The organism is Paludibacter propionicigenes WB4 (assembly GCF_000183135.1).
Classification (GTDB): Bacteria; Bacteroidota; Bacteroidia; order Bacteroidales; family Paludibacteraceae; genus Paludibacter; species Paludibacter propionicigenes.
The window spans coordinates 848,271-874,261 of record NC_014734.1 but is presented as its reverse complement, the minus strand read 5'-3'; the positions used below and the strand labels follow the sequence as shown (position 1 = coordinate 874,261).

The 25,991-nt window shown below is 39.0% G+C and carries 27 protein-coding genes; 4 read left to right on the top strand and 23 right to left on the bottom strand.

The window, feature by feature from the left end; all coding sequences use genetic code 11:
- Positions 1-14: 14 nt before the first annotated feature.
- Together map and PALPR_RS03570 are read right to left on the bottom strand one after the other, a co-directional pair.
- The gene (gene map, locus PALPR_RS03575) at positions 15-779 is read right to left on the bottom strand and encodes a type I methionyl aminopeptidase (protein ID WP_013444251.1); all 765 of its coding nucleotides are present in this window, start codon (positions 777-779) and stop codon (positions 15-17) included.
- 200 nt (positions 780-979) lie between these two features.
- Complete coding sequence (locus tag PALPR_RS03570; RefSeq protein ID WP_013444250.1) at positions 980-1,774, bottom strand: PhzF family phenazine biosynthesis protein; 795 nt, start codon at positions 1,772-1,774, stop codon at positions 980-982.
- A gap of 525 nt (positions 1,775-2,299) precedes the next feature.
- Between PALPR_RS03570 and PALPR_RS03565 the strand changes: the two genes are divergently transcribed.
- Together PALPR_RS03565 and PALPR_RS03560 are read left to right on the top strand one after the other, a co-directional pair.
- Positions 2,300-3,208 (top strand): CE1 family esterase, encoded by a 909-nt coding sequence (locus PALPR_RS03565; protein WP_013444249.1) that lies wholly within the window; start codon positions 2,300-2,302, stop codon positions 3,206-3,208.
- 319 nt (positions 3,209-3,527) lie between these two features.
- Positions 3,528-4,421: a CE1 family esterase gene (locus tag PALPR_RS03560; protein WP_013444248.1), complete on the top strand. Its 894-nt coding sequence runs from the start codon at positions 3,528-3,530 to the stop codon at positions 4,419-4,421.
- Positions 4,422-4,528: 107 nt separating this feature from the next.
- Here PALPR_RS03560 and PALPR_RS03555 read toward each other — a convergent pair whose 3' ends face one another.
- From PALPR_RS03555 to PALPR_RS03510, 10 genes are all read right to left on the bottom strand, one after another.
- Positions 4,529-5,050, bottom strand: a complete 522-nt coding sequence (locus PALPR_RS03555; RefSeq protein ID WP_013444247.1) for a GNAT family N-acetyltransferase — start codon at positions 5,048-5,050, stop codon at positions 4,529-4,531.
- A gap of 340 nt (positions 5,051-5,390) precedes the next feature.
- Complete coding sequence (locus PALPR_RS03550) at positions 5,391-6,011, bottom strand: hypothetical protein (protein ID WP_013444246.1); 621 nt, start codon at positions 6,009-6,011, stop codon at positions 5,391-5,393.
- Between the two features lie 152 nt (positions 6,012-6,163).
- Complete coding sequence (locus PALPR_RS03545; protein ID WP_013444245.1) at positions 6,164-6,580, bottom strand: hypothetical protein; 417 nt, start codon at positions 6,578-6,580, stop codon at positions 6,164-6,166.
- A gap of 15 nt (positions 6,581-6,595) precedes the next feature.
- Positions 6,596-6,994 (bottom strand): hypothetical protein, encoded by a 399-nt coding sequence (locus PALPR_RS03540; RefSeq protein ID WP_013444244.1) that lies wholly within the window; start codon positions 6,992-6,994, stop codon positions 6,596-6,598.
- Between the two features lie 189 nt (positions 6,995-7,183).
- Positions 7,184-7,942: a CPBP family intramembrane glutamic endopeptidase gene (locus PALPR_RS03535; protein WP_013444243.1), complete on the bottom strand. Its 759-nt coding sequence runs from the start codon at positions 7,940-7,942 to the stop codon at positions 7,184-7,186.
- Between the two features lie 93 nt (positions 7,943-8,035).
- Positions 8,036-8,755, bottom strand: coding sequence for a peptidase associated/transthyretin-like domain-containing protein (locus tag PALPR_RS03530; protein ID WP_013444242.1), 720 nt, complete (start codon positions 8,753-8,755; stop codon positions 8,036-8,038).
- Between the two features lie 299 nt (positions 8,756-9,054).
- A complete protein-coding gene (locus PALPR_RS03525) occupies positions 9,055-9,747 on the bottom strand; it encodes an SH3 domain-containing protein (protein WP_013444241.1) in 693 nt (230 codons plus the stop codon).
- A 202-nt stretch (positions 9,748-9,949) separates the two neighbouring features.
- Positions 9,950-10,369, bottom strand: coding sequence for a hypothetical protein (locus PALPR_RS03520; protein ID WP_013444240.1), 420 nt, complete (start codon positions 10,367-10,369; stop codon positions 9,950-9,952).
- Between the two features lie 127 nt (positions 10,370-10,496).
- On the bottom strand, positions 10,497-11,240 hold the full coding sequence (locus PALPR_RS03515) for a hypothetical protein (RefSeq protein ID WP_013444239.1): 744 nt from the start codon (positions 11,238-11,240) through the stop codon (positions 10,497-10,499).
- Between the two features lie 186 nt (positions 11,241-11,426).
- Positions 11,427-12,590: a PIN domain-containing protein gene (locus tag PALPR_RS03510; protein ID WP_013444238.1), complete on the bottom strand. Its 1,164-nt coding sequence runs from the start codon at positions 12,588-12,590 to the stop codon at positions 11,427-11,429.
- Between the two features lie 326 nt (positions 12,591-12,916).
- On the opposite strand from PALPR_RS03510, the gene PALPR_RS15765 reads away from it, so the two are divergent.
- The gene (locus tag PALPR_RS15765) at positions 12,917-13,129 is read left to right on the top strand and encodes a hypothetical protein (protein ID WP_148226420.1); all 213 of its coding nucleotides are present in this window, start codon (positions 12,917-12,919) and stop codon (positions 13,127-13,129) included.
- A 417-nt stretch (positions 13,130-13,546) separates the two neighbouring features.
- Here the strand turns inward: PALPR_RS15765 and PALPR_RS03505 are convergent, their stop codons facing one another.
- From PALPR_RS03505 to PALPR_RS03455, 11 genes are all read right to left on the bottom strand, one after another.
- Positions 13,547-14,632: a winged helix DNA-binding domain-containing protein gene (locus tag PALPR_RS03505; RefSeq protein ID WP_013444237.1), complete on the bottom strand. Its 1,086-nt coding sequence runs from the start codon at positions 14,630-14,632 to the stop codon at positions 13,547-13,549.
- 25 nt (positions 14,633-14,657) lie between these two features.
- Positions 14,658-15,680 carry a hypothetical protein gene (locus tag PALPR_RS03500; RefSeq protein ID WP_013444236.1) on the bottom strand — a complete coding sequence of 341 codons (1,023 nt, stop codon included), beginning with the start codon at positions 15,678-15,680 and terminating at the stop codon, positions 14,658-14,660.
- A gap of 102 nt (positions 15,681-15,782) precedes the next feature.
- Entirely contained in the window at positions 15,783-16,607 is an 825-nt protein-coding gene (locus PALPR_RS03495) for a polysaccharide deacetylase family protein (protein ID WP_041620645.1), read from the bottom strand.
- A gap of 594 nt (positions 16,608-17,201) precedes the next feature.
- Positions 17,202-18,674: a proline--tRNA ligase gene (proS, locus tag PALPR_RS03490; protein WP_013444234.1), complete on the bottom strand. Its 1,473-nt coding sequence runs from the start codon at positions 18,672-18,674 to the stop codon at positions 17,202-17,204.
- A gap of 228 nt (positions 18,675-18,902) precedes the next feature.
- Entirely contained in the window at positions 18,903-20,654 is a 1,752-nt protein-coding gene (locus tag PALPR_RS03485) for an alpha/beta hydrolase family protein (RefSeq protein WP_013444233.1), read from the bottom strand.
- Positions 20,655-20,682: 28 nt separating this feature from the next.
- The gene (locus tag PALPR_RS03480; protein WP_013444232.1) at positions 20,683-21,132 is read right to left on the bottom strand and encodes a hypothetical protein; all 450 of its coding nucleotides are present in this window, start codon (positions 21,130-21,132) and stop codon (positions 20,683-20,685) included.
- Between the two features lie 48 nt (positions 21,133-21,180).
- Positions 21,181-21,753 (bottom strand): hypothetical protein, encoded by a 573-nt coding sequence (locus PALPR_RS03475; RefSeq protein ID WP_013444231.1) that lies wholly within the window; start codon positions 21,751-21,753, stop codon positions 21,181-21,183.
- Positions 21,743-22,006 (bottom strand): DUF2089 family protein, encoded by a 264-nt coding sequence (locus tag PALPR_RS03470; protein ID WP_013444230.1) that lies wholly within the window; start codon positions 22,004-22,006, stop codon positions 21,743-21,745. Before PALPR_RS03470 ends, PALPR_RS03475 begins: the two co-directional genes overlap by 11 nt.
- A 265-nt stretch (positions 22,007-22,271) precedes the next feature.
- Positions 22,272-23,186 (bottom strand): hypothetical protein, encoded by a 915-nt coding sequence (locus tag PALPR_RS15280; RefSeq protein WP_013444229.1) that lies wholly within the window; start codon positions 23,184-23,186, stop codon positions 22,272-22,274.
- 73 nt (positions 23,187-23,259) lie between these two features.
- Positions 23,260-24,321 (bottom strand): DUF2891 domain-containing protein, encoded by a 1,062-nt coding sequence (locus PALPR_RS03460; RefSeq protein WP_013444228.1) that lies wholly within the window; start codon positions 24,319-24,321, stop codon positions 23,260-23,262.
- Positions 24,322-24,446: 125 nt separating this feature from the next.
- Positions 24,447-25,328: a DMT family transporter gene (locus tag PALPR_RS03455; RefSeq protein ID WP_013444227.1), complete on the bottom strand. Its 882-nt coding sequence runs from the start codon at positions 25,326-25,328 to the stop codon at positions 24,447-24,449.
- Between the two features lie 238 nt (positions 25,329-25,566).
- Between PALPR_RS03455 and PALPR_RS03450 the strand changes: the two genes are divergently transcribed.
- Positions 25,567-25,971 carry a hypothetical protein gene (locus tag PALPR_RS03450; protein WP_013444226.1) on the top strand — a complete coding sequence of 135 codons (405 nt, stop codon included), beginning with the start codon at positions 25,567-25,569 and terminating at the stop codon, positions 25,969-25,971.
- The last annotated feature ends 20 nt before the right edge of the window (positions 25,972-25,991 follow it).

Genomic DNA, 25,991 nt, shown 5'->3' with positions numbered 1-25,991 from the left:
AGATATTTTATGGGTTAGTTCCAGATTTCGTTCATTTCGGTGAGTATAATCGGTTTTCCATCGGTCACCAGAATAGTATGTTCGTGCTGAGCCATAATCCCGCCTTTATTCCCAACCATAGTCCAACCATCGCCCAGTGTTTGAGCATAAGTCGAAGTTGTAGAAATAAAAGTTTCGATAGCAACTACCGAGTTCTTACGAAACCGCGCGGTATTCCATTTGTCCTTAAAGTTAGGGATTTCATCCGGTGCTTCATGCAGTTTTCTACCTACGCCGTGACCAGTAAGGTTTTTGATTACCTTGTAGCCTCGCTTTTTCGCTTCGGTTTCGATGATAAAACCGATATCCGAAATGCGTACTCCACCTTTTATATTATAAATGGCCTTATGAAGAATATCTTTTGAAGCATCAACCAGTTGCTGATACCGGTATTTGTCATCACCCAATACAAATGATCCGCCGTTATCCGAAAAAAATCTATCCAACTCGGCCGAAACATCTATGTTAATCAAATCACCTTCTGCCAATACCCTGCTGTTCGACGGGATGCCGTGGCAAAACTCATGATTTAAACTTATGCAAGTCCAGCCCGGGAAACCATAACTTACAAAAGGTGCCGATTTGGCACCCAGCTCCATTAATAGCTTTCCTCCAAAATCATCCAACTCTTTGGTAGTCATGCCCGGTTTGGCATAGTTTCTCATTTCCCGGAGCGTATAGGCTACTGCTTCGCTTGCTTTTTTTATTCCAATTAATTCTTCTTCTTTGGTTATCGACATGTTGTTTCCATTTTTAATTTGGTCTTAATAAAGAGCTTCCAATAACTCTTGTATAAGATCGACTGTAGACCTCTAAAACAAATAATAGGCTGTTTAGATTTTGGAAATGATTATTTTAATAAATAAAAGTATAGCAATCAAGCTCACCTCTCAAAATTCTAATTTCGGTGCATAACTAAAAGAGCTTGTATTACAGCTAGTTAATTGTTTTTCCAATCCATTGTCATTTCATTAACCGTAATAGCTTGTCCTCGTAATAAAACACGGTTATTATCTAAAAGCTCACATTCCATTATCCCTGTTCTTTCTGAAGCCTGAAATGCTAACATCTTTGATTTATTTAATCTCTTTGACCAATATGGAGCAAGATAACAGTGAGCAGAACCAGTTACTGGATCTTCGTTTATTCCAACACCTGGAGCAAAAAATCTTGAATAAAAATCATAATTGTCATCTGATTTTGCTGTTATTATAAACCCTCCTCTATCTGACTTTTGCAACAACTGAAAGTCTGGTTTTATTGTCTTTAGTCTTTCTATACTGTCTATTTCAATCAAATATCTTTTGTCATTTTTTCCTACGTAAACGGGTTTAATATCAAATGCCTTTTCAATAATCTCGTTACTTTCACAGTTGTCGACAAACATCTGAGGAAAATCTAATTCAATCATATCATTAGTAATCCTTGCCGTCAAAATCCCGCTTTTGGTATCAAACTTTATCTGTTCATTACTCTTTAGAAATCCTTTCTCATATAAAATGTGTGCAGTAGCAAGAGTTGCGTGTCCGCACAAACTAACCTCAGTTTTTGGCGTGAACCATCTCAATCTATATACATTATCTATTTTATGTAGGAATGCTGTCTCAGAATGATTTATTTCCCTCGCAATCTTTGCCATTAAATTATCTGGTAATTCGTAATCTAAAATACAAACTCCTGCTGGATTTCCAGAATATGGAATTTTAGTAAAAGCATCTACAATGTATGTTTTCATATCTTTTCTTTAATTTGATCTAACACGTATATATGCTTAGTTGAGAATATTTATACCCAACCAACTGAACATATATCGCATTTATCTACTGTGCTCCTGTTTTCTAAATCGTTTTATCTTTTTGAATTCCAAAGATAGGAACTATTTCTATAATTAACGAGATGTGATTTGATTTATTTTTAATAGATTTGTCATCTGCTTTAGAATGGTATAAATTTCCCCTCGTAGGTGTTGTATTCAGCGATTATAAAGTGTTTTTGATATAAACCAAGCAGAAATATATGTATCTTTGTGCTGCAGAATATAGAAAATGCCGTGCAAAGGCCCGCGTAATTCATCCACTGTAAAACAACTGCCGGATACATCAAAATTTGTATAGAAAACCGATGTTGCTTAGTCTAAACATGCAGCTTAACCTGTTTCCATTCCAAATAAAGGTAGTGGATTAAACTTATGCCGACATCAGTTGTCTAACGCATAGAAAGTAACAATACATAACCAGAAAACATTTAAAAATATTCAACAATGAGAAAAACAATTGCCATCTTTTTCCTTTTAGCTTCATTTTTTGCGCTCAATGCGCAATCAGGGAAATCAGTCGAAGTTGCCCGTAAATTAAAAAATGCTCCAGTTCGTAGTATCGGTTACGGTAAAGAACTTGGAGATTTTAAAAGTGGTATTTATACCATGACCAGTGCTGGACTTGAACGTCAATACACCATTGACATCCCCAAAAACTACGACAAAAACAAAACTTACCGTTTGATTTTCACCATGCACATGATGGGCGGAAGTATGAAAACAATGGTTGATAATAACTATTATGGTCTTAAAACGTATGCCGAAAAAGAGAATGTTCCTGTTATTTTCGTTGCACCTCAGGGATATACCGACGGTTCACCATGGCGTACACGCGATGACAAAGACCATATCTACTTTACCGATATGCTTAAATTCTTTAAAGATAAACTAAGCATTGACACCTCTCGCATATTTTGCTGTGGATTTAGCTTTGGTGCGATGTTTACCTACTCGCTATCATTAGAATTTCAGAGCGATCTTCGTGCTGTGGCTTGTTATGCTCCGGCTAACTGGAACATTTATCTTCCTGAAAACAAACACAAACCGCTGGCTTACTTTAGCACAACAGGTACTCAGGACGGTCTTTGTAAATATGTCAACTCTGATGAGAAAAAGCAAGGTGGTAAGTACTGTGTTTTGACTCATGCCGAAGATAACGGATTAAAACAATTGCCGGAATTACCATTAGCTACAACTCCTACTCATGTCACTACTGAACTTAAAGGACTTCCTGCTGAATATCCTGTAATGTTTGGTTCATTCGTAGGCGGTCATACCAATGAAGCTAAAGATCCCGGATCTGATGTCAACTGGATAGCAAAAGAAACATGGGATTTCTTTATGCGCTTCTAGTACATTTTATTTAAAATAATCGTCGGGGGTATTTACAGTTTATTTGTAAATACCCCCGATTGTTTTCTTTAAACTCATATTTCTAAAAAAAACAACAGTTTCTCTTGTTGGTGCGAATTTCTTTACCTATATCCACGGGGTGACTTTAATACACCCCGTGAGTTACTTATCATATGTTGACATTAGTTTAGACGAAAGAAATAGGCCACGACAACGTCTATTTACAATGTTTTTGGTATATACTTACACCGAAATAGTAGTATCTTTGCCCTGTAAAAATGGAAATAAGTAACCCGAAATCTTTTATAAATATTGAATAATGAAAAAAACACTCGTCATCTTTCTCCTTTTAGTTTCATTTTTTTCGTGCAATAAATCAGATAATCCGGTTGATGTTGCCAGTACTACAACTCCCACTACCGGTTCTACTAAAGAACCTACAGATTTGAAGAGTGGGACGTATACCATCACCAGTGCAGGACTTACCCGCCAATATATCATTGATATCCCTAAAAACTACGACAAAAGCAAAAAGTATCGTTTAATTTTCGCTATGCACATGATGGGGGGAAGTATGCAAACAATGGTTGATCAAAACTATTATGGTCTTAAAACGTATGCAGACAGAGATAATGTTCCCGTTATTTTCGTTGCACCTCAGGGATACACCGATGGTTCTCCCTGGCGTGGAGGTGATAACAAAGATCATATCTTCTTTGCCGATATGCTTAAATTGTTTAAAGAGAAATTGAGCGTAGACAGCACTCGCGTATTTTGCTGTGGCTTTAGCTTTGGTGCCATGTTTACCTACTCGTTATCATTGGAATTTCAAAGTGATCTTCGGGCGGTGGCTTGTTATTCTCCGGCCAACTGGAATATTTATCTTCCGGAAAATAAACACAAACCGATAGCATATTTTAGCACAACAGGTACTCAGGACGATCTTTGTAAGTATGTCAACTCAGATGCACTAAAGCAAGGTGGTAAGTATTGTGTATTAACACACATTGAAGATAATGGATTAAAACAATTGCCGGAATTACCATTAGCCACAACTTCTACTCATATCACCACTGAAATTAAAGGACTTCCTACTGAATATCCTGTCTTGTTCGGTTCATTCGTAGGGGGGCACACCAATGACGTTAAAGATCCGGGGTCTTCTGTCAATTGGATTGCCAAAGAAACCTGGGATTTCTTTATGCGTTTCTAAGCGATATATTTTATTGAAATAATAGTCGGGGGTATTTACAGTTTATTTGTAAATACCCCCGACTTTTTTTACTTGTATTTCCGGTAAAAATCTAACTGCTTCTTGTTTTATTCATTCTTTATACCGTAAAGCAAAAGTTCCTCCTTTTCATTTGGGAGTATTGTTGTCCCTTTTAATTTCAATCCCAGCTTCTCTAACAGTTTTTGGCAGTTGATATTTTCTTTACTTGTGATGGCATTCATCTCTTTTATCCCAAACTCTTCAAACGCCACCTCTTTCAACTTATTGGCCGATTCAAAACCATAACCTTGCCCTTCGTATCCGGGGAGGAATGCGAATCCTATGTCTATACCCTCTAATCCTTCTCTGTCGAAGAGTCCACAGGTTCCAATTTTTACGTTGTCCGATGTCCTTACGACCGTATAATTACCATATCCAAGCCTTTCGAGTTGTGGAAGCATTCTGGTTTTAATGTATTCTGCTGCATCTATAGATGAATTTACGTTTCTATCACCTATAAATTTCAGCCATTTGGGTGTGTTTAAGAGTTCGAATATAAATTCTGCATCTTCTTCTATAGTTGGCTTTAGTATAAGCCTTTCAGTAAGTATTGTTTTACGTATAATCATTCTTGTTTTCTATTTGATTGTTGAATTAATTTTCATTTCTCGTCCGAGAATTTGGCGAAGGTTTCTTCTTCGCTAAGAGAAATGCTCCTGCTTTCCATATTCTATTTATGATATGCAAGGCAAGAGTCTTGCTTTTAGCACGACGATGTTTGGAGATTTCGCCAAACTGATCTATCACCGTCTGAACCACGATTTTATCAGATTAAGTGATGAATCAGATTTCAGAGCGTTCTTTTTTATCTGATTAATCAGCTGAATCCAAGTTCAGACAATATTCAACCAAGTGAATGCACGTTAGCCAGCCAATGAACATATGAGCGTGTATTAGGCGTTCGTTTTTTTATTCACAAGTTGACTTTAATTTAGTCAACCCATTTTCTTTAATCATTTCAAACCCATTTTCTAGTAAATCTTTCATGTTTTTACGTCCATTAAAATGCCATAACATGTGACCATAAACACAACGACTTATTCGTCCTTCAACTAATTCCTTTTTTGTTAATTCTTTCAATTCAATCCAATATGCTTTTGGAGCATGAACTAAAAGTATATATGGGTTAAACTCTGGATCTATAAAATCTTTTTTATAGTATTTTCTGATTCTTTCCAAGCTAGGAAATCCATATTTTTTTGTAATCTCTATAATTCTTGCTGTATGCACAGCATCTTTTGGGTTTATGTAATTTTTAAAAATAAAATAGGCAAGACTATCTGAAGCAAATTTTCTTTTGTCAATCTCTTTTTCCTTTAAGCTATCTGTAAGGTTTTCAATTTTGTCTGTTACGTTTTTATCAAAAGTCTGATATATTGTATATTCACGCATTGCTTGATCATATCCGTACATAAATTCCATTTCTTCAACCAAAGGAACAATATCCTTTTTAAATAAAGAATCTTTTTGAGTTTGACCATAAGTCGAGCTTATGACTAAAACCAGTAAAATACAAATTGTTATTCTCATTGTTTTTTTCTTCTAAAATTACCTTTAACTCCCTATGCTACGACCTTTTTGCCAATTTACTCCCGTTTGTCGTGACAGTTAGTTACGGGCTTGTCTGCGGAAGGAGCAAAGCTGCCGGAATGCACGCCAGTCGGCCAAAGAAAATGAGGTCGTTATTTTTTCGGTATTAAAGTCCATTTTTTTAAGCATCCAAAAAGGAATAAAAGTCCGATAGCTAATGCAATAAGCGAATATGTTGTTTCAATCAAAGAGTTCGTTCCTTGTATTGTATTAAGCAATAATCCACCAAAACCACGAAATATATAAATTCCTGATATTCCGAAAATACCAATTTTCAGAAATGGTAGTTTCTTTATTTTGCCATCAGCAGACAGGCCATAAAGTCCAAAAATAAGAAATGCTATTGCAACAATGATTGTCAGAATATACGGCAACAAGGGATTAATTTGAGCTAGTTCTTTCATGTCATTTCCAATCCCAGTTACTTCAAACATTGCGTCAGCCCAAAATAGACCGATAATGTGTCCTCCCGCAATGATAATATTTAAATACCCACCAAGTTTAAGCATAATTCGTCAATTTTTTCAGTTAGTTCCTAGATAAATAAGCCCACTTATAATTAAAAGTAAAATCCATTGTCCTAGTTTTAAATAGTTTTTCGGAAATTGCTTTGAAATAACAATGGTCAACCCCCAAACAATGGCATATCCCAAAAAATAGGTTGACAAAATCTGGAGTAACACTTTCTCATTGTCGAAATAGCTGGTGAAGTTTATTAGCCCAAGTCCGATTGTCGCAAAAAGCAAGTCGAATGAAACCCAATGCCAACCACAACGCGACATTGTCCATTTTTCTCGTTTTTGGAAACTATCATCAAGGTCATCAATCGGCTCATTTATTTTTAGTTCTTTGTCACCAATAAAAGTGTGTATGATAAAAGCTAAAAATGTCAAAATGTTTGCTATCAAAATTAGTACGTTCATTTTTCTTTTACTTTTCTTTTATATTATATTATATACTTACCCTTAATTCCCAATCCTACGACCGTTTGCTAATTTACTCCCGTTAGTCGTGACCGGAAGACAGGAGCAAAGCTACCGGAATACACGTCAGCCAGCCAATGAACATAGGAGTTTGTTAGCGGTAAGTTTATTTGTTTTATTGAATATGTCTTACTTAACTCGTTGTTCTACTAAATAAAATATACAGTAAATCATTCCTAAGTTAAAAGCAGAATGGCAAACTATCGCACCCAAAATTGACCCTGAATACTTTCTTGAAGCATAGAATAACAAGCTCACCAAAAACATACTTGTTACCCATATTATAGTTGGAATAGAAAAAAAATCCCACTTGCTATTGACGAACACTAAACCAAAATGCGAAATGTGTGTTAGTGCAAATGCAGAACTGTCGACTATTGATGCTTTTTTCTCTCCAAATGATTTCGCAAAACTTGAATGTACGATTCCTCTAAAGAAAAGTTCTTCGCCTATTGGGCTAAACGTCATACCAGTAAATGCCATAATAGCAAATAATATCATTTTGTTATTCGGGCTTATTATAGTTGGAATTTTATATGACTTTCCTATGTATTCATACCAATTCTCATACGAGTTTCCATATAATGTTTGTCCTAATAAATAAAGGAAAATACTTGCAAACAGTCCCAATACAAAAGCTATAGCAAACCAGTTGTATTTTCTGGTCTTTGTCAATCCTATTTCTTTAAGTCCGTATTTGCTTAGAAAAATGAATGGAGCAATTGCAGAAATAGTCATTATCAATCCAATGGAGCTGTAATTTCCTGTTTTGTTTGCATTTAGGACTAAAATAAATCGCGGAATACAAACTGCTAGGATTAAAAAAAGTCCAAACTTCCAATTAAATCTAAATATTCTTCTCCATAAAGGTTTTAGCTCGTTATTCATAGTTATTGTCAAATGTTGTTTGTCAGTAAATGCTTATCTTTTCTAATCTACCGCCGCTCCCGCACGACTGCATCGCGCGGGAGCAGTGCATACTCAACCTCTTACATTCAAGCTGTCTCGGTTTCGGCTTTTAGTACTTCTAAAATAATCGGAAATTAAAAGTAGCAATTTATTTGTAATGGTTTTCTCATCATCGTTGGGCGACAAAACAATATGAGTATTGCAATACATTATGCATTTATCTAAGTCATCACCTGTTAGTTTACTTATTTCTTCAATTAACTGGCGATTGATTTCCCAGTATATATTTTCTGAGAAAAAGACACTGTTCGACTTGAGTTTTGCATGTCTGCGCTTGAATCTTTCTTCTTTACCGAAATAAGTGAAGGGGTGCGATACGTCAGACAGTAAATCCAAAGCCTTTGAAATTTTAGTTTTCTTTTTTTTAGCTGTTACCTCTGCCGAATGAAGTTGATAAATAGCCGGTTGCATAAGCACTTTACACTTTGACGAATCGGTAAGCAAATCATGAACGCGCAACAAACGAGGATAATAACCTATTGCAGTGATCATAAAAGTATCTTCGCGCAAACAGCTGAATTCGAACTTTCCATCAATCTTAGCTGTAGTTATCCTATTTTTCGATAACTTGATTGTTGCATTAGGAACAGAATTTTTAGTCATTCCATCCAACACAACCCCCTTGATTGTTACGAGTTTTTGAGCAGAGACAGGATCTACTAAAACAATTTGTCCAATTAGAAATAAAATGCATGTAAAAATGACTGCCCAACGACTACTTACTGAATTCATATATACTTTTTGATGTTTATTTAGGGTCTGCTGAAAAACTATAGTACTATTGGTCTACAATAGGATAATGTCATATTTTTAAATTTATGTGCAAGCTTATTGAATATAGTTGTTTGTTTTCCGTGTACTAGTTTATTTTTTTCAATCAAAAATCCTGAAAGGATTTAATGTGAACTGGCGGTCAGCTCCCATGCTGCCGCACGATTCTATCGTGTGGCAAACCATCTTCTAACCGACTATTCCTTTTAGCATTCCCACGAGATGCAATCGCGCGGGAGCTGGGGTTAGGGGGTGTTTTTTTAAAATCCAAAGGTCAATATTCTCTGTTTAAATTTTCCATTCACGATAATCCATAAAACCTCGTAACTACCTGCTCCGTCACTATTAGACGCGGAAATATAAATTGTTTTACTTTTTGTGTCAATATTTACTTTTGTGTAATCTAAGTTTGGCTCGAACAAATTGTCAATTGGTAGATTCATTTTTTCTTTTCCATAAATTAGAGTGAATTGTCCATATTTTTTTTTAGGAATATATCCATCTGTTCCCCATATTTCTTTTCCATTTATTCTTTCTAAATAATTCATTTCGTTATTTGAAGCGTCTCCTTTACGATATTGTAATTTGTTGTTTTTGGGATTGAATTTGGTCTTGGTTGCAAATAGTTTTATTGAGTCTTTTTTAAAAATAACTGTTGAATCAGTTATTCTGCTGTAAGGTACGTTGTCAAATTCTTCAATGAACTTTATTCTGGAATTGTGAACATAACCACTTTTCTCATGTCTAATAAAATCATAGTCAGTTGGTCTCCATTCACCTTCGGCTTCCAAGCAATATACGATTTGTCCATTAGTCAAATTATCAATGATTTTACTATTGACATTTGGTGATTCCCTGACGTTCACAAAGCCGTCTTTGTCTGAAATAATTCCAAACTGTCCAAATGTTGTTTGGCTGTAAAAACAGATTAAAAAGAATAAAAATTTTCTCATAATATCTATTTCTTGTTTTTTCTAAAATAGCCCCTAACGAGAGTCTGCGTAAAAACCGTCCATTCTCCATGCTGCCGCACGATTCTATCGTGTGGCAAACCATCTACTAACCGACTATTCCTATTTAGCATTCCCATGTCATGCAATCGTGCGGGAGCTGGGGTTTTATTTCAGTTGTTTAAATACTAACAGTCAGTTCGTTTCACTTTGTTGTCAAACCGTCATAATGTGTTTTAATATATTCTTCGAGTTCTTCCATATCTTCAACCTGACTTACACGTCTTAATCTATGGTCGTTAAGTTTAATGTCCAGAAATATGTTGTTTAAGCGCTGTTTTACTTGAAGAGATTTCACTTCATCAATCAATATTATACTTTTTGAAGACCTTAATAGATAAGCAACGAAAACTAGAATATTTATTACTCCAAGAAATATCCAGAAGTAATCTAACGAGTCAGTATTTAATTGTCCAGATTTCAACATATATTTTATTCCAACTAACATCCACAGCCCCGAAGTGAATAGAGACATATACCTTTGTAATTTTGCTTTGTCTGAAATGATAATCTTATCATTTTCAAATAATATTTCTCCTTTTTTGAGTTTAAATGTCTGTGCCATATACTTTTTATTTTTTGTTTTCTTTTATTCCAATCGTTACGGTCATTGTCGGTTTGCCTGCGGCAGGCAGGAGCAAAAACCGCTAAATGCACGTCAGCCAGCCAATGAACATAGCGTGTGTTAGGGGTTAGTTTTTTTCTTTGTATGCTTCCAATGGGTCATAATTTTTGTACCTAACCCAAATTCCCTCGTCATTTATTTTCTTTTTTCTAATTAGCGTTCTATTTCCTGCCTTATCTGTTTTATAGATAACCCTATAGTCGCTGTTGTGTACACTTGCAAATTCATTCAAACTGTCACCGATTATCTTTAGAAAAATTGTCGAAGTACCACCATGTATCAGAAATGCATCAATACAATCTAATTGTTTGTTATAAAGCATATTTGGATAATCCTCAGAGTTTTTTATCAAGATAAGTTCATCTTTTGAATTGTCATAAATGAAAAGTCTTCTAACTTCATTTGACATTCTCGCTGCTATTGCAGATATATATGTAAAATCGTTGAAATTATCATTGTTGAAATCCGAAATCAGAGGGTCGCAACTCGTTAATCCATCTTTTTCGAAATTAAAGGTTTGTTTGAGTCTCCAAAGTCTATTTTCAAGCAATGAGTAAAAGTTGATAACAACATAGTTACTGTCTTTTACTTGATAGTTAGTTATTTCAATCTTATTCTTGTGCTTTTGTCCAATGTTTACGCTGTCTACAAAATACTCTACCCTAATAATACTGTCTGCTGAAGCTTTTGTGTCATTTATTTTCAAAGTTGAGTCAAGTGTTGTTGATTCAATTTCAACTAATGGAAACGCTCGTTGAGCATTCCAAAACAAACAAATTAGTGTCAGTATGATATTGATTTTGTTCAGCATAATCAAGTCTTTTTTGTTTTCTACACTTGCCCATAACGACCGAGGCTATGGGCATTGGCGGTTTGCGGGAGCATTCGCTGTCGTGAAACGACAAGGTGAATCGAAGATCAGCGAAGCTAATGCGGGAGCAAAGACCGCTGAATGCACGTCAGCCAGCCTGTGCCCATAGGCGTGTGTTATGGGTAGTTATTCGTCTTCATCCAAAAGTTGATATGTTTTTGGGTCGCCATCGAAGTCTGGGTGCATGAGCAAAAAATTATGAGCATTATTTATAATTTTCATTGGAGTGAATTTTATCAATAACTTCTTAGAGCCATAATCTTTAAAATCAACTTCAAACCAAGCATTACCTCTTTGGTTGTTAAATATTTGTTTTATAATTCCCCGACCAAATTTTCTGTGTTCAATCATCATTCCTTCCAATAATTTTTCTGGCGGGTGGTTTTTAGGAAATTCAACATCTTCAATCTTTCTAATGCTTTCTTTTATCTCATTGACTGTTTCAGGGGTAGCGTCTAGTAGTTCAAGAAAAGCTGGGAAGTTTATTATTTGCAATGATTTCCCATTCGTAAATCTTCGGAATTCGTCAAACAATTCATATTTTGGATATAATCCTTTTTTGTCTTGCTTGTAAAACCAGTCATTCTTTTGGTCATTACTAACAAAGATTAAATCTTTATTTTCATCTTTGGCTATTTCTAGTGCTGTTTGCCATACAATAAGGTCTCCAATGCCATCGTCTATCTTTCCACTATCTTTATAACCAGGAGCAATTTTATGTTCAATTCGAAATTTAAGGTCTTCAATTAGTTTGTCTTTTTCTTTTTGAACTTCTCTAATTGTCTCTGCAGTAAATATTTCTTTATAGGTTCGACTAACATTGTCATCCCAATTCCAACTTAGAATGTCTGACTCTACATTTTCAAGAAGTTTTCTAGAAGATTGAATCAATTCAATGATTTTTCCGTAGTTACTTAGTAATTCTTGATAGGCAGCATTTCCCTGTAATAATGGATAGTCTTCAGTCTTGAAAGTTCCAGTATTTAAACTATCTTTAGTTTGTCTTATTTTCAGGAAAAGGTCACCAATTCGTTTTGCTCTATTGTTTGCAAATTCTCTAACTACTCTAGCTGGTAGAAATAATCTATTGTCTTTCTTCAGTTTTAAAAATATCTTTTTTATTTCTTCGAGATTTTTTTCGCTAGCGTCAAAAGGCACAAAAAGAACATTTGTGTCTAATACGAAAACACAAGTTTTTAAAACGCTATCAAGTGTCTTGTAATCAAAACTGAAAATCATTTCAGGTTCTGGCAATACTTTTTCTAAATAGAAGTAGTCTTTCTCACTCATTTCTTTGTTTCTTTTAATAATTACCCATAACATCCGTGTATGTGCGACGCTGTCGCACTTATATCACATTTATGTTAGTTTGTGTTTTTATTAATTGTTTGAATTTCAGTAAAATATATTTTTGTTGTAAATCTTTGTTGTCGCACATATCCGATTAGTTAATTTATTTATATGTCCAACTTATCCAATGGATTTTTTATCTGATCGAACCCCTTTGTTGTTACAGCTGTGTATATTTCTTTGTTTCCTTTTTTAAAAATCCAAAGATAGGAACTATTTTTATAATTAACAACAGGTAGTTCACTTTATTTTACTCAACCGTCTGCATGGGCCGAAATAAATTTCCCCAACAGCGCTTGTCGCGTTGTTGGGGAAATCGTCGTCATCGAGAAAGTATAGTGTTAGTGAACATAAGAGACGATTGTTATCCTATTTTTTCGAGTGCTGCATCTACGTTGCAGAGCTCGTCCCACCGCACGGTGGCGCTCACGGTCAGGGTTTTAAAACCTACCTTGCTTATCGTTACTTCGCAACCTTAACATATCGACGGGACAAATATAATTGATGTTTTTGATATTTGCAACAGTTATTAGTTTAATAATTAAGTTATGCTGTGTGTTGTTATATGTTTTGGTTTACAAATATATTATAAATCAATTGATTAAAATTTGTTGAATGGCTGTAATTTAGAATCATAATAAATAACGATGTATCTCTAAGCTATAGGGTGGGGTATCGGTCAATATCAGAGGTATTGTACGATGGTGCAATAGGTCTTATACGATGGTGAAAGAGGTGTTATACGGTGGTGCAAGAGGTCTTATACGATGGTGCAAGAGGTGTTATACGGTACTGTCAGAGGTCTTATACGGTGGTGTAAAAGGTCTTATACGGTGGTGCAAGAGGTCTTATACGGTGGTGTAAAAGGTATTGTACGATACTGTAAAATGCCTTAGTTATTGACCGGACAGCAGTAGTCGGGTGTTTTTTCCAAACAAAGTCTCTAGTTTGGGGATAGTGGCTTGTATTTTTTCCTGCACAACCTCGTCGTGCGAGCGGAATAATGTTACGTCAACAGTTGTCTGGTTTTTAGTGTGGCTGCGTTTCCACAGTCCCGATACCTGTCCGTTTATCACCACCACGGGGCGGAAAATTCCGTTGCTGGACACCACCTTTGGGTTGTCCACCTGCATCAGCGAGGCGCTACGGTCTTTGTAGCTGATCAGATACTCGTCGTATGCCGGCAATAAATGGATGGAGTTTTCGCCCGGCTTGGGGTTGGTGGGCGCGTTGCCCATCCAATAGGTTTCGGCGCCTGCGGTTACGGATACAAGGTCGGATTTGATAAGTTCCAGTGCGTGTCTGGTCTGGGTAAGCGACAGTCCCGACCACCACACAAAGTCCTGCAACGTGGCCGGACCGTGGCTTGTGAAGTATCGCCCCGCCAGCTCTGCCAACGATTCTTCGTAGGATAATTCCCGCACGAGCGGAACTCTTTCGTGCAGCAGCGCGTAGGTTTGTTTACCGTTGGCAAGCGGTCCGTTGCACACCAGTCCTTCCATCTCGGCACAAAACAACAGATGATATAAACGGTTGTCGGTGGTTTTTATCCCGCCTTTTGTAAAACGCTTATCCAGCTCTTCGCGCGTAAGGTATCGCTCTTTCAACAATGCCTGTTCAATGATGGTATTGGCTTTTCGGAGTATATCGGTATCAATTTCCAACTGTTTATGCCGCGATGTGAGCGACGATTTTATCCTCGGCGCGGTGAGTTTCAGCATCCAGTGCAGGTCGTCGGCCGCTACTATGTGCCAGGTGGGGCGCATCAGGTGTGCGCGGACAATTTCGCCGGCATTAAACGCCGTTTCCACCGTGGTATGGTTGGCATCCGTAAGCCGCAGTCCAATGGCCAGTGTTGCCATAGCAAAGTCCTGCGCCTGAATGGCACCCATCCGTGCCACCAGCTCTTTCACCGAGCTGTGTTCCGATGTTTCAATGTGCTGGTTGTACAGCCGGGCGGCAGCTATATCCTGTGGTGTCATGCCTGGTGTGTCCGATATCCGTTGTTTACTGATACTGAATGTAGATAGGCTGTGGCTTCAGTTTTAGCAGATCCTGAGGCGTCAGCATAACGTGAGGTGCTTTCTTTAAGTCGTTTTTATAGAACAGCTTGAATCCGGTAAACTGCACCGCTTCCTTGTACACATACAGTTTGTAGGTACTGCGTTTGAGCACCGGCTCGCCCCATCCATCCATATTGACCACCACTTGTACTTCGGGGTGAAGCTTGATGTTTTTGTAATTGCGGAGCATACCCTGTGTAAAACGGTGCACTACCAGTACTTTTGGTGGCAGGTTGTTTTCTTTCACCAGCTTAGTCAGATAATCGGAGCAGAAGTTGACGTCCGTAGCATCCATAGTGCCTATCTTAGTGCCCGGGCGGTGACCTTCTTTCATCGAAAACTCGGGGTCGATACCCAAATGTACCTGAGGCATTTTGAGGTATTTCTCCAGTGTGGGCACTTCGGTTTTTACATCACTCAGTGCCACCTGCACGTCCAGAAACACGATGGCATCACCCATGCGGGCTATGCTCAGTGCCGAGTCTATTTGATGTTCCGGCATGCGGGTGCGGAATTTTCCGTCCTTGCCCGGTGTGCCCGAAGCCACTATGGCAATGTAGTGTATGGCGGGTTGTACCCGGGTGCTGGAGTCGGCCTTTTCCCAGGCTTTCACTTCGCCATTCAGTTTCTTCCACAGTTCTTTGGGGGGCACTTCGCCCAGAATGCCCATTTTTTTCGAATACAGATTACCATAAAAAGCTACAATTCTTTTAAATGGCAGTATGGCGCCATCCAGCGGGTAGGAGCGGAGATGGTTTGGCCACAGTCCAGTGGTGTCACCGTTGGCCAACGCCTTCAGTTTCTGCTGATAGGCCAGCGTATCAATGGGCGTGCGCTCTTTTTCTTCAGCTTGTCCGGATATTTTTTCTTCTTTGCTATTCTTTGCACCGTGTGTCTTTTTTGAATCGCACCCACTCAGGGCTAATACAAAGACCATGGATAAAACAATGTGATGTTTATAATTCATAATGTTGAGATTTTTAATATAGATAGTATGGGGTAAGTAGTTACGAGTATTTAGTTACTTGCCTGCCTGCGGTAGGCAGGTTACAAGTCTTTTTATATCGGGTCAGAAGTTTTTGCGCATGGATTTTAGCAAGCTCTGCGGCGAACATTCGGGTACAATAATTCTGCGCACGGTTTGCAGTGGCACCACGGAATCGCGCTTGGTGGACAGCGAAAACGACAGCTTAAAGTACTTGCTCAGTTCCTGCGCTCCGGCATGATTAAACACTCCGTTGGGGTAAGCCCAGTACTCAACCGGCTTTCCGGTAATTGTTTCCAGTTTCTTTTTGGGCTCTGCCACTTCTTTTTGCCAGTCAGCCGCTTCTTTGTATTTAGTCACCATGGTATGATCCCAGCTGTGCAGCCCCACCGTATGCCCGGCTTTGGCCAATCCGGCTATCTGTTCCTTGGTCATGTAGTTTTTCTTATCGTAGGTGATAGTCATGATAAAGAATACACCCCTGAATCCGTATTTTTCCATCACCGGAGCGGCTACAGCAGCGTGCTCGGCTCTGGAGTCATCGAACGTTATCAATACGGGTTTCGCGGGCAGACTTTTATTATATACCAGGTAATCGTACAGTTGACCCGGCAACACCGAATGGTATCCGCTGTCGGCCAGCACTTTCATGTGCGAAGTAAAGGTGGCTTTGCTCACCGTGTAGTCGCCTTTCTTACCATCTTCTATGCGATGATAACACAGTACCGGAATTTGCTGTTTGGCGTAAATTTGAGCTGCCGTATTGGCTGTTTGCTTACTTGCAGTGCCCGTTGTTACTGAATCGGTACTTTCTGCTTTGGATTGGCTTTCGCCGTGTCGGGTGGTTGGTTTGCAGCAGCAGAGTAGCAGTGCCGCCAACAGACTGTAAAAAATAGATTTCTTGTTCATTCCGGTAGTTTTTGTTTCGATTATTTCGGAGCAAAACATAACTCTTTTGTATTTGCTTTTTCCGTTTCACAAACATACAAAAAAGAATTAAGGAGAACATAATTTCTATGATTATTTTTAAAGAATGTAAGTCTGATAAGCGCGGGTGCAAGCTGTTGATCAAATAAAAGTGACTATTGTTATTGAGCCTTTTCTTGGATCTATATTCTTTCAACTATACTTAATTCATTATTTTATGGATAGTTTATTGCAGCATTCACTTTTCGCCTTAGAGAAAAAGCGTTTAGAAAATTGTCGGAGTGAAGCGGTTATGAAGCGTCCTTGTTTGACGACCGCAGGGAGGAGTTTGGACGCTTTCAGCGGAACGCAGGCGATTTTTAGCTTTTTATCGACAGCGACGGCCTTTTTTGTTTACTTTTTTGGGCTATAGCAAAAAAGTTAAAGCCTGTCCGGCTTGAGGACAAACAGCCTGAGACGCTACCATTTTGAATCTTATCAAATGTTGAAGAACGGCAATATAACAACGATTCATTTAAACACAAAGAGAGCGCCCTCATGGGACACCCTCTTTGTTTATTGCGTATATAAAACCCCTTAATATGCACGGGCAAATACCACCCGTTGAGCCGAAGGTTTACCCGTTACCATACATACACCCGGTGTAGTATCGCCGTTTAATGGAATGCATCGGATAGTAGCCTTGGTTTCTTCCTTGATAAGTTCTTCGGTTTCGGGAGTTCCATCCCAGTGACACATCAGGAATCCGCCTTTTTCAATTTCCACTTTGAATTCGTCGTACGAGTTTACTTCGCGTGTTACCGAAGCGCGGTAATCGTATGCCTTCTGGAAAATATTGGCCTGTATGGTTTTCAGCAAGTCGCTGATGTAGTTTTCCACACCTTCGATAGCCACAGTTTCTTTGGTCAAGGTATCGCGACGAGCCACTTCCACTGTACCGTTTTCGAGATCGCGGGCACCCAATGCCAGACGTACAGGAACACCTTTCAGCTCATATTCGGCAAATTTCCAACCCGGTTTCTTGTTATCGTTATTATCGTATTTCACGCTTATGCCCAACGCTTTGAGTTTTGGAATCATCTCATCCACTTTGGCATCGATGGCAGCCAGCTGTTCTTCATTTTTGTAGATAGGCACAATCACCACCTGGAATGGAGCCAGGTTAGGAGGGAGCACCAGTCCGTTATCGTCGGAGTGAGTCATAATCAGCGCACCCATCAGTCGGGTAGAAACTCCCCACGAAGTTGCCCAAACATAATCCAGCTTGTTGCTTTTGTCCATAAAGGTAACGTCGAAAGCTTTGGCAAAATTCTGTCCGAGAAAGTGTGATGTTCCTGCCTGCAGTGCTTTACCATCCTGCATAAGTGCTTCAATACAATAAGTATCCAGTGCTCCTGCGAAGCGTTCGTTTGCAGATTTTACACCTTTGAGTACCGGCACAGCCATAAAGCGTTCTGCAAAGTCGGCATATACTTCCAGCATTTTACGTGCTTCGGTCACAGCTTCAGCTTCGGTAGCATGCGCTGTGTGACCTTCCTGCCACAAAAACTCCGCTGTACGAAGAAATAAACGTGTACGCATTTCCCAACGAACCACGTTGGCCCATTGATTTATAAGGATAGGCAGATCGCGGTACGATTGAATCCAGCCCTTATACGTATTCCAAATGATGGTCTCGGAGGTTGGGCGTACAATCAGCTCTTCTTCCAGTTTAGCATCCGGATCAACTATCAACCCTTTACCATTCGGATCGGCCATCAAACGGTGATGTGTTACCACGGCACATTCTTTGGCAAAACCTTCAACATGTTCAGCCTCTTTACTCAGGAATGATTTAGGTATAAACAACGGGAAATAAGCATTTACGTGTCCTGTTTCTTTGAACATTCTGTCCAGTTCGGCCTGTATTTTTTCCCAAATGGCGTAACCGTAAGGTTTAATCACCATACAGCCGCGCACCGCTGAGCTCTCGGCCAGGTCGGCTTTAATTACCAAATCATTATACCATTGTGAGTAGTTTTCGCTACGCGAAGTAAGTTCCTTTGCCATATATTTATTTACAATTTTATTATTTCCTGTTTCCCCGGATGTACCAATTGACCAACCAGTCATCCAATCAACTAATCAACCAATTAACCACTCAACCAAAGAGCTAATCAACCAATTTCCCAATCCGGATTGCAAAGATAATCATTTTTCAGGAAATTTCTCCAAACAAAATGGGAGCAAGACTCAATGTCAAACTCCCATTCCTAATTCTTTACAGCAACCGGCACCTCACTGATAACTGTTCACTGCTGTCTTTATCCATCCCGTCATGGTTTCAAGCGCCAACGGCGATACGGTTTGTTCAATTTCGCCATATTCGGCCGGTAATCCCGTTTTGCATTCCTGAAACAGGTGGTTCAATCCGGGCAATTCTTTTACAATGAAGTGTTTGTTGCCGCCTTTTTTCAGCGCTTTTTCAATAGCAGGAAGATTCACGCTTGCAGGCACTTGCAAATCCTTGCTTCCGTTTATAGCCAAAACCGCGCATTGTACTTTTTCCAGTGTAGGAGCGGGGTTGTAGCGAATAAAGTTCAGCATCCAGGGTGTCATTAATTGCGAAAGTTGCAATTCAATAAGATCGTTCACGGTTTTACCTTCGGGAATATTCAGTTCGGGTAGTTCTTTGCTTTTGGTTATCAAATAATTCGTAATCTTCGCTTTCAGGGTGTCGTTGTTTGAAATTTTATCCACCAGCTTATATATGTCGGTATTCAAATCTTTCGTAGTTTTCAAATCGCTTTCTTTCGTCCCGGAAGCGCGTCCGATAAGTTCCTGCTGACGGATAAGCAATTCGCTTCCCGGTATGGCAGTTCCGGCCATCATGACGATAAAGCTCACACTTTTATTGCGCGAAGCCACGAGCGGAGCAATTATTCCTCCTTCGCTGTGCCCAATTAGTCCGATATGTTTCACGTCTATTTCCTTGCGGGTTTTCAGGTATTCGATAGCCGCTTCCACATCGGTAGCAAAGTCAAACGTGGTGGCTGTTTTAAAATCGCCTTTGGATGCAAAGGAGCCGCGGTCGTCGAAGCGCAGCACACCGATACCGTTACGAGTCAGGTAATCCGCAATAACCAGAAAAGGTTTGTGTCCCATCAACTCTTCGTCACGGTTTTGAGCGCCACTGCCCGTAATCATAACCACCACCGGGAATTTACCCGCTTTTTTAGGCAATGTAAGTGTTCCGGCTAAGGTGATATTGGCTTTTGCATTGATAAATGTCACATCCTCTGAATAATACGGATAGGGTTTTACAGGTTCCTGCGGACGTTTCATTTCCACCTTTGCTATGGCAGCACGGGTCAATACCATGGGAAACGACTGACCACCCTGCTTAAAGGTTCCCGTCACTTTGCCCGAGTCAAGTTTTCCCACATATTCAATGCCTGCCGAAGCCATTTCCACGGTCAGCATATTATTCTCGAATTTTGCTTTACTCATTGGCAGGTTTTTAGCCCCCTGATCGGGACTATCCATAGTAGCTGAATAAGCGTTTTCAGCTTTTGAAATATGAAAAACCAATCGCAACTGCATACCTGATACTTTCAACTTTCCATTCCATTCACCGGTAATATCGTTGGGATCAGTAGGTTCCTTTGGCTCGATTTTAGGCGAACTTAATACGGGAGCATCATTACTTTTGGACAAGACCAATGGAAATGAGAGTCCGCTTTGATTGAAAGTCCCGGTTATAACTCCTGCGTTATCAATTGTTCCGGTATAACTGATTTTAGCCATTGTCAACTCGAATGAGAGCGTCTTGTTGTCGAACGAGGTCTTATCCAGCGGAATTCCGTTAGCTCCCTGATCGGGGCTATCCATGGTGGTAGTTAATCCGGAAGCTGTTTTAGTGACGTGAAATACCAGATGCAACTGAGTTGCTCCAACCTTGAGCAAGCCTTTCCAATCGCCGGTAATGTCTTGAGCGAAAATATAGGTCGTCAATGCCAACGACATACTTAGTAAGAGGATTTTTTTCATTTTGAAATGTATTATTGGGTTGAAACAATCACTTAATTAATCTCTGCATTAATTCAACAATCTCCTCCGGTTTATTGGTACCAATTCTTATCACCTTATTTGAGTTTTTAAAGTTTAGTTCGATAGCTTTGAAACCTGAAACATTATAAAGCCAACCATTTGGTATTAAATGAATTCCCCAGCCATAAATGAATTTGTTCTTTACAGAATTGCAGGATTCAATTTCATCGATTTTATAGGATTTACCGAATATGCCGATGCCTAGTTTAAATGAAATAGTTGTGTTATCAATAATAATTGTCAACTTATAGAATGTAAGCAGGCAAACAATAAAAATCAAAACAAGAGATGCGGACATGTACGCTTCAGGCTTTACTGAAAATCCATGATCGATGAGTAATGTTACGAACACAATTAATAATACGGACAATATTATTACTGTAAATGTACCGAATTGAGTAAATTTTTTAATTTCCATACTGTTTATGTTTTATAGGATTTTTGATAAATCGTTTATTTTAATTGATTACATCAGAAAGTAAATCATGAGTTTAGATATAGCTTCCGATACCAGAATGGCAATAATAAACACGGTGGTAAGCTTACCGCCGCTTGCTCCGCTCGATATTTTCAATGCGTTATACATAAGGGTGATGGACCAAACCACTACCGGAATAGACAAGATCATCAACACAACCATTGACATGGAATGGAAAACGACCATCGGATTTTTCATAACTTCATTCATGTCGGGCATCTTAGCGAAATATCCGACAATGGCTATCAGCAGAAACGGGGCTTTGCTCAGTGTCATGGTGCCCAGTATATCGATAAACCTGAAGCCTTTAGCAATAAATAATCCGGCAATCCACATAACCAACACCAGCGTCAGTAAACTTATACCTATGTAGCTGAACGATTGCATCATGGTTAGTTGCGTTACCAAATGTGAGTCGATAACTCCATCGAAAACGACATTGCCAAATCCGCCAATAATACCACTGACTACCAAAAATACCAAACCAAGTCCAAAAGCCTGCCAACCGGCAATTCGGGTAAAAGGATTTACCATCAGTCTGAAAAAACCGTTACTTTTCATCTGTCTTAATTTTATTGATTATATCGTTAAGCATATTTCTCACCGTAGGGTAGCTTAGTTTCAGCTCCGAAGCCATTTCTTTCAGACTTCCGCTGTTGATCACAAAGCGCAGTATAAACTGTTGGTCGCTTTCGGGCAATAAAGCCAATAGAGGCAGGTCGTACGAACCGCTAACTTCGGTTTGGCAGTTCTCGCATTTCAGGCATTTCACTTTTAGTTGAGCCTGACAACTCGGACAATTTGTAGGTAACATAGTTTGTTGAAATTTTATTGCACAAAAATACGATCAATTTGCATATAATCAAAATAATATTGAATAATATTTAGTCTAAGTTTAATTATGTTCAACTTTAAATTACAAATCGTGCGGAAAAATGGTTCGGGCAAACAGAATCATCGTCTATAGAAGCAGATAATATTCATCAAAAATAAGGGTGGGAGAGAAGGTACGATAAATGAAAGAGATTTTGTTCTTACCTAAATTCTAGAGCTTAGGTAATAGTAAAACAGAGGTTCTTTTAGAGTTTTACAACCCGACTCGCAGCAAATTCAGAGCCTTCAACCCGAAATCCGCTGTATTGGAATTTATTTTTGTCTAAATGTTTTTCGATAAACGGCAGGTTAGGAGCATAGTAAAAGCTGCCGCCGATTTTCAGCGATGCCAGTATTTCCATGTACTTTTGGGCATAGACCTTAAAGTTACCATCAACGCGTAAATTGTGATGTACAAAATGATTAGAAAAACCCAGGTTGCTGATAACCGTTCCCCAGAAGTTCGGTTGGTAGTCATATTCCAGCCAGTCGGTTTTGGTATAAAACGGATTATTGTTTTCAAAGCGGTCAATGCCATACGCTTCAAAACCATTGTCGCACAAGTAATTCACCAGATTCAACTCGCGCCCGCACCCTATGTCGAGAATGGGTTCTTGCAGGGATTCCAGGTCGATATGTAGCAGTCTTAGTTGTAAATCCGGCGCATACTCCGAGCAAGCTACCGGTTGAACGTATTCCTCGTCGTTGGCATACATTGTTTCGGCAAATTTATTGGTTCGTACCAACCAATCGCAAAGCTTGGTGTAATGTTCCTGACTAAGTTTATCCAGCTCAGACTGTTGTGCATCAACATTCAACAGCCTGATTTTCTGATTTAGCTCTGTGTAGAGCATTTTTAATTCAGTTACCGACTCAGTATTAAAAGAAAAATATTGGTTTACCCTACAAAACTCTTGCAAAGATTCATCGGCTAAATAATCGATTAGCAATTGCTCGGACTGAACATCCAACGTGCGGATTTTATCAATGAGTGATGCTGTACCTTCGATAAATTGCAGCGAATGACTTCCGGCTGCTGTAAACAGATTCTTGCCTTTGTTGAAGCTTATTTGCTCTTTAATCTGTTTTCTTATATTTTCGTCGGCTTCAGTGTTTGGCATGAGAGTTTGTTTCGTTCAGATACAAAGATAGATAAAAATAATGGCAATAAATTGGCTTACAGTATTGCCGTTATTACTGCATAGCGTAAAATGCAAAACTGGCCAACCAGTGACTTCCGCCGTAATTGTCGTTTGTTATTTCGGGTAGGGCATTTTTAATAAAGGTCTCAGCGGTAGATTTAAACAATTTCGATTTGCTGTCGTTGGCAGGTAATGCATTAGCAATACCTTTCATACACCATGCTCTGCTGAATGATAACCCGACGAGATGTACGGTTTGGTAATCGCTTTTATCGCTTACTACTGGCTGCATTATTAACCGGGCAATGCTACGTTTGTCGTAGTAATTGTTGAACCATTTTGAAAATTCCTGCTTATTGAGAACGCGTCGCATCAAGTCGGCTACTTCGAGTGATGGGCTAAAGAAATCACTTCCGTCCGGTTCAAAATAAGCCGGGACTTTCTTATTATCAAAATAAAACTCCATGGACTTTTGCATAATGAGTTTTTCAAAATCACGATCCGAAACAGCTCGCGCCCAATCAAGTGTAAAAGCCAGTCCGAAAGCTGTATTGGGATGAACACCTGTTCTGTTTGGATAAGTTTGTTTGGGCAGATAGTCTTTCCATAGTTTTTCGATGGTAGCAGTCAGAGGTTGTAGACTCTTATGCCATTGCCGGGCTTTGGGGTTATTCCACGATAACAGTTCTTGGTCCAACTTTAAAAGCCATGCCCAGCCATAAGTTCGCTCGTAGGTGTTCGAAGCTGTGTAAAGTTTGAAGTAGTTTGATTCTTTGACGATCTTCTCATTCTGAAATGAATTGTTCAGGCAGGCAATGATGCTGTCTTTATTTGCAATGTTGGGATAAGTCTTCAATATTTTCACCAATAACCAATGACCGTGCACACTACTGTGCCAGTCGAGACATCCGAAGAAAGCCGGATGTAATTCCGACGGCAGCAACACGTGATCGGTCGCTGAGGCAGATAGGTGGGATGTTTTATTGGGCCATTCCTGGCTGATACAACCCAGCGGTAAGCGGGATAGCCGAACTGCAATGTCCGGAGTCATTTGTTGGGCATTGCTTTGGATAGCAAATAACAGGGTAAAAATAAAAGTATAAAATATTCTCATAATAGTTTTGTATTTATTTGACTGAATATAATTTAGCTTTGTTTTTTTCAATTGACTCAATGACTGGTGTCGAATGTTCAGATTGAAAGAAATAACCGAAAGCCATCATACGGGTAAAAGATAAATTACAAAAAGAACATGGTAGCGCCTCCGATAGTTATGATAGCCCCGATAATTTGCTGAGGCTTAATTTTTTCTTTAAACATTATGGCCGATGGTACGATAATAAAAATGGGTACCAATGCCATCAATGTTGATGCAATGCCGGTTTTCGTATGCTGAATGGCAAAAAGCCCGAGCGCCACACCTACAAACGGACCGAAAAAAGCTCCGACCGTAACAGATTTCAACGCGCTTGTATGCGTGAATGCTTGACCGAGTTTATTCCAGCGCCCCAGTGCTGTAATAAGCACACTGAAACTTACTAACCCAAAAACTGCTCTGATCTGGGTGGCTGCTACCGGATCGTAATGCCCCATGCCTTTCTTGCTCAGAATCAGACCAACAGCTTGCCCCAGTGAGCCGCCAAATGCCAACAGAAAACCTTTGAAAGGAATGTTTAACTTCATTTTACGGTTAGAAATGGCAATGATAATACCCGATACACTTACTACAATGGCAATGATGCTTTTAGGGGATAAGGTTTCATTCAGAAAGAACCAACCGATTACAGCTGTTAGCATAGGAGCAAGGCTCATAATTAAAGCGGCCGTTCGGGAACCAATCACCATGTACGACTGGAACAGGAACATGTCGCCCAGAAAGAAACCGATAAAGCCGGACAAGCCCAGCCAAAACCATTGATATGCAGTAGCATCGGTCGGGAAAAATAAACCACGACTAAAAAAGGTGGTTATACCCAGGAACACAATTGCAAAAAGCAACCGAATGAAATTGACGGACAAAGAGCCGATTTTATGACCTGCTTTCTCAAAAAACAAGGCGCTCATGGTCCAGCAAACCGAAACACCTAAACCTGCAAACTCACCGATATGGGACTGAAACATGAAGACTCTCTTTTTCTGATTAATAATCTATAAAAAACACTGCAAAGATACGGTAAGAATGCTACAGTTTATAATCATAAATATACAATTATTCATTTATTTGGATATTAATGCATTATAAGATTTATGAAGCTGCATTGCTATGAAATACAATAATTTATCTACCTTTGCAAACTGTAAAATCATCAGATTATTCGTCTGGTGTAATTTGTAACCGATTTGCAATAAGTACATTAAAGTGCCTAAAGAAGATTACTTATTAAAATATTTAGAAAAGCTCAGCAGGGTTATTGCAGCCATGCTCGGTTTTCGGGAGAAGGGATTTCCCGAAGATGGATTGCGCCTTGCCGATGACGCTTATAAAGAACTATTGACCTTTGATACGGAAGAGCTGGCCATTATGCCCGTCAGTAAATTCATGGAAATCATTCGTAAAGTTGGTTATTCCCCAACTTACATCGAAGCGTTGGCACAGCTTTCGCACGAAACAGCCAATACGTTCAGTGCACAGGGTAACAGTGAACATGCACTAAGTTTTTATCAAAAAAGTCTGCAACTATATTATCTTCTCAATGAAAAAGACAAAATATTTTCATTCGAAAGAGAATCGATAATTTCTGAACTCGAAAAACACACTAAATAAATTAATTAAAAAATCACAAC

Coding starts and splice junctions, on each gene's coding strand:
- map (WP_013444251.1), bottom strand. CDS start 779: ATGTCGATAACCAAAGAAGAAGAATTAATTGGAATAAAAAAAGCAAGC.
- PALPR_RS03570 (WP_013444250.1), bottom strand. CDS start 1,774: ATGAAAACATACATTGTAGATGCTTTTACTAAAATTCCATATTCTGGA.
- PALPR_RS03565 (WP_013444249.1), top strand. CDS start 2,300: ATGAGAAAAACAATTGCCATCTTTTTCCTTTTAGCTTCATTTTTTGCG.
- PALPR_RS03560 (WP_013444248.1), top strand. CDS start 3,528: ATGAAAAAAACACTCGTCATCTTTCTCCTTTTAGTTTCATTTTTTTCG.
- PALPR_RS03555 (WP_013444247.1), bottom strand. CDS start 5,050: ATGATTATACGTAAAACAATACTTACTGAAAGGCTTATACTAAAGCCA.
- PALPR_RS03550 (WP_013444246.1), bottom strand. CDS start 6,011: ATGAGAATAACAATTTGTATTTTACTGGTTTTAGTCATAAGCTCGACT.
- PALPR_RS03545 (WP_013444245.1), bottom strand. CDS start 6,580: ATGCTTAAACTTGGTGGGTATTTAAATATTATCATTGCGGGAGGACAC.
- PALPR_RS03540 (WP_013444244.1), bottom strand. CDS start 6,994: ATGAACGTACTAATTTTGATAGCAAACATTTTGACATTTTTAGCTTTT.
- PALPR_RS03535 (WP_013444243.1), bottom strand. CDS start 7,942: ATGAATAACGAGCTAAAACCTTTATGGAGAAGAATATTTAGATTTAAT.
- PALPR_RS03530 (WP_013444242.1), bottom strand. CDS start 8,755: ATGAATTCAGTAAGTAGTCGTTGGGCAGTCATTTTTACATGCATTTTA.
- PALPR_RS03525 (WP_013444241.1), bottom strand. CDS start 9,747: ATGAGAAAATTTTTATTCTTTTTAATCTGTTTTTACAGCCAAACAACA.
- PALPR_RS03520 (WP_013444240.1), bottom strand. CDS start 10,369: ATGGCACAGACATTTAAACTCAAAAAAGGAGAAATATTATTTGAAAAT.
- PALPR_RS03515 (WP_013444239.1), bottom strand. CDS start 11,240: ATGCTGAACAAAATCAATATCATACTGACACTAATTTGTTTGTTTTGG.
- PALPR_RS03510 (WP_013444238.1), bottom strand. CDS start 12,590: ATGAGTGAGAAAGACTACTTCTATTTAGAAAAAGTATTGCCAGAACCT.
- PALPR_RS15765 (WP_148226420.1), top strand. CDS start 12,917: ATGGGCCGAAATAAATTTCCCCAACAGCGCTTGTCGCGTTGTTGGGGA.
- PALPR_RS03505 (WP_013444237.1), bottom strand. CDS start 14,632: ATGACACCACAGGATATAGCTGCCGCCCGGCTGTACAACCAGCACATT.
- PALPR_RS03500 (WP_013444236.1), bottom strand. CDS start 15,680: ATGAATTATAAACATCACATTGTTTTATCCATGGTCTTTGTATTAGCC.
- PALPR_RS03495 (WP_041620645.1), bottom strand. CDS start 16,607: ATGAACAAGAAATCTATTTTTTACAGTCTGTTGGCGGCACTGCTACTC.
- proS (WP_013444234.1), bottom strand. CDS start 18,674: ATGGCAAAGGAACTTACTTCGCGTAGCGAAAACTACTCACAATGGTAT.
- PALPR_RS03485 (WP_013444233.1), bottom strand. CDS start 20,654: ATGAAAAAAATCCTCTTACTAAGTATGTCGTTGGCATTGACGACCTAT.
- PALPR_RS03480 (WP_013444232.1), bottom strand. CDS start 21,132: ATGGAAATTAAAAAATTTACTCAATTCGGTACATTTACAGTAATAATA.
- PALPR_RS03475 (WP_013444231.1), bottom strand. CDS start 21,753: ATGAAAAGTAACGGTTTTTTCAGACTGATGGTAAATCCTTTTACCCGA.
- PALPR_RS03470 (WP_013444230.1), bottom strand. CDS start 22,006: ATGTTACCTACAAATTGTCCGAGTTGTCAGGCTCAACTAAAAGTGAAA.
- PALPR_RS15280 (WP_013444229.1), bottom strand. CDS start 23,186: ATGCCAAACACTGAAGCCGACGAAAATATAAGAAAACAGATTAAAGAG.
- PALPR_RS03460 (WP_013444228.1), bottom strand. CDS start 24,321: ATGAGAATATTTTATACTTTTATTTTTACCCTGTTATTTGCTATCCAA.
- PALPR_RS03455 (WP_013444227.1), bottom strand. CDS start 25,328: ATGTTTCAGTCCCATATCGGTGAGTTTGCAGGTTTAGGTGTTTCGGTT.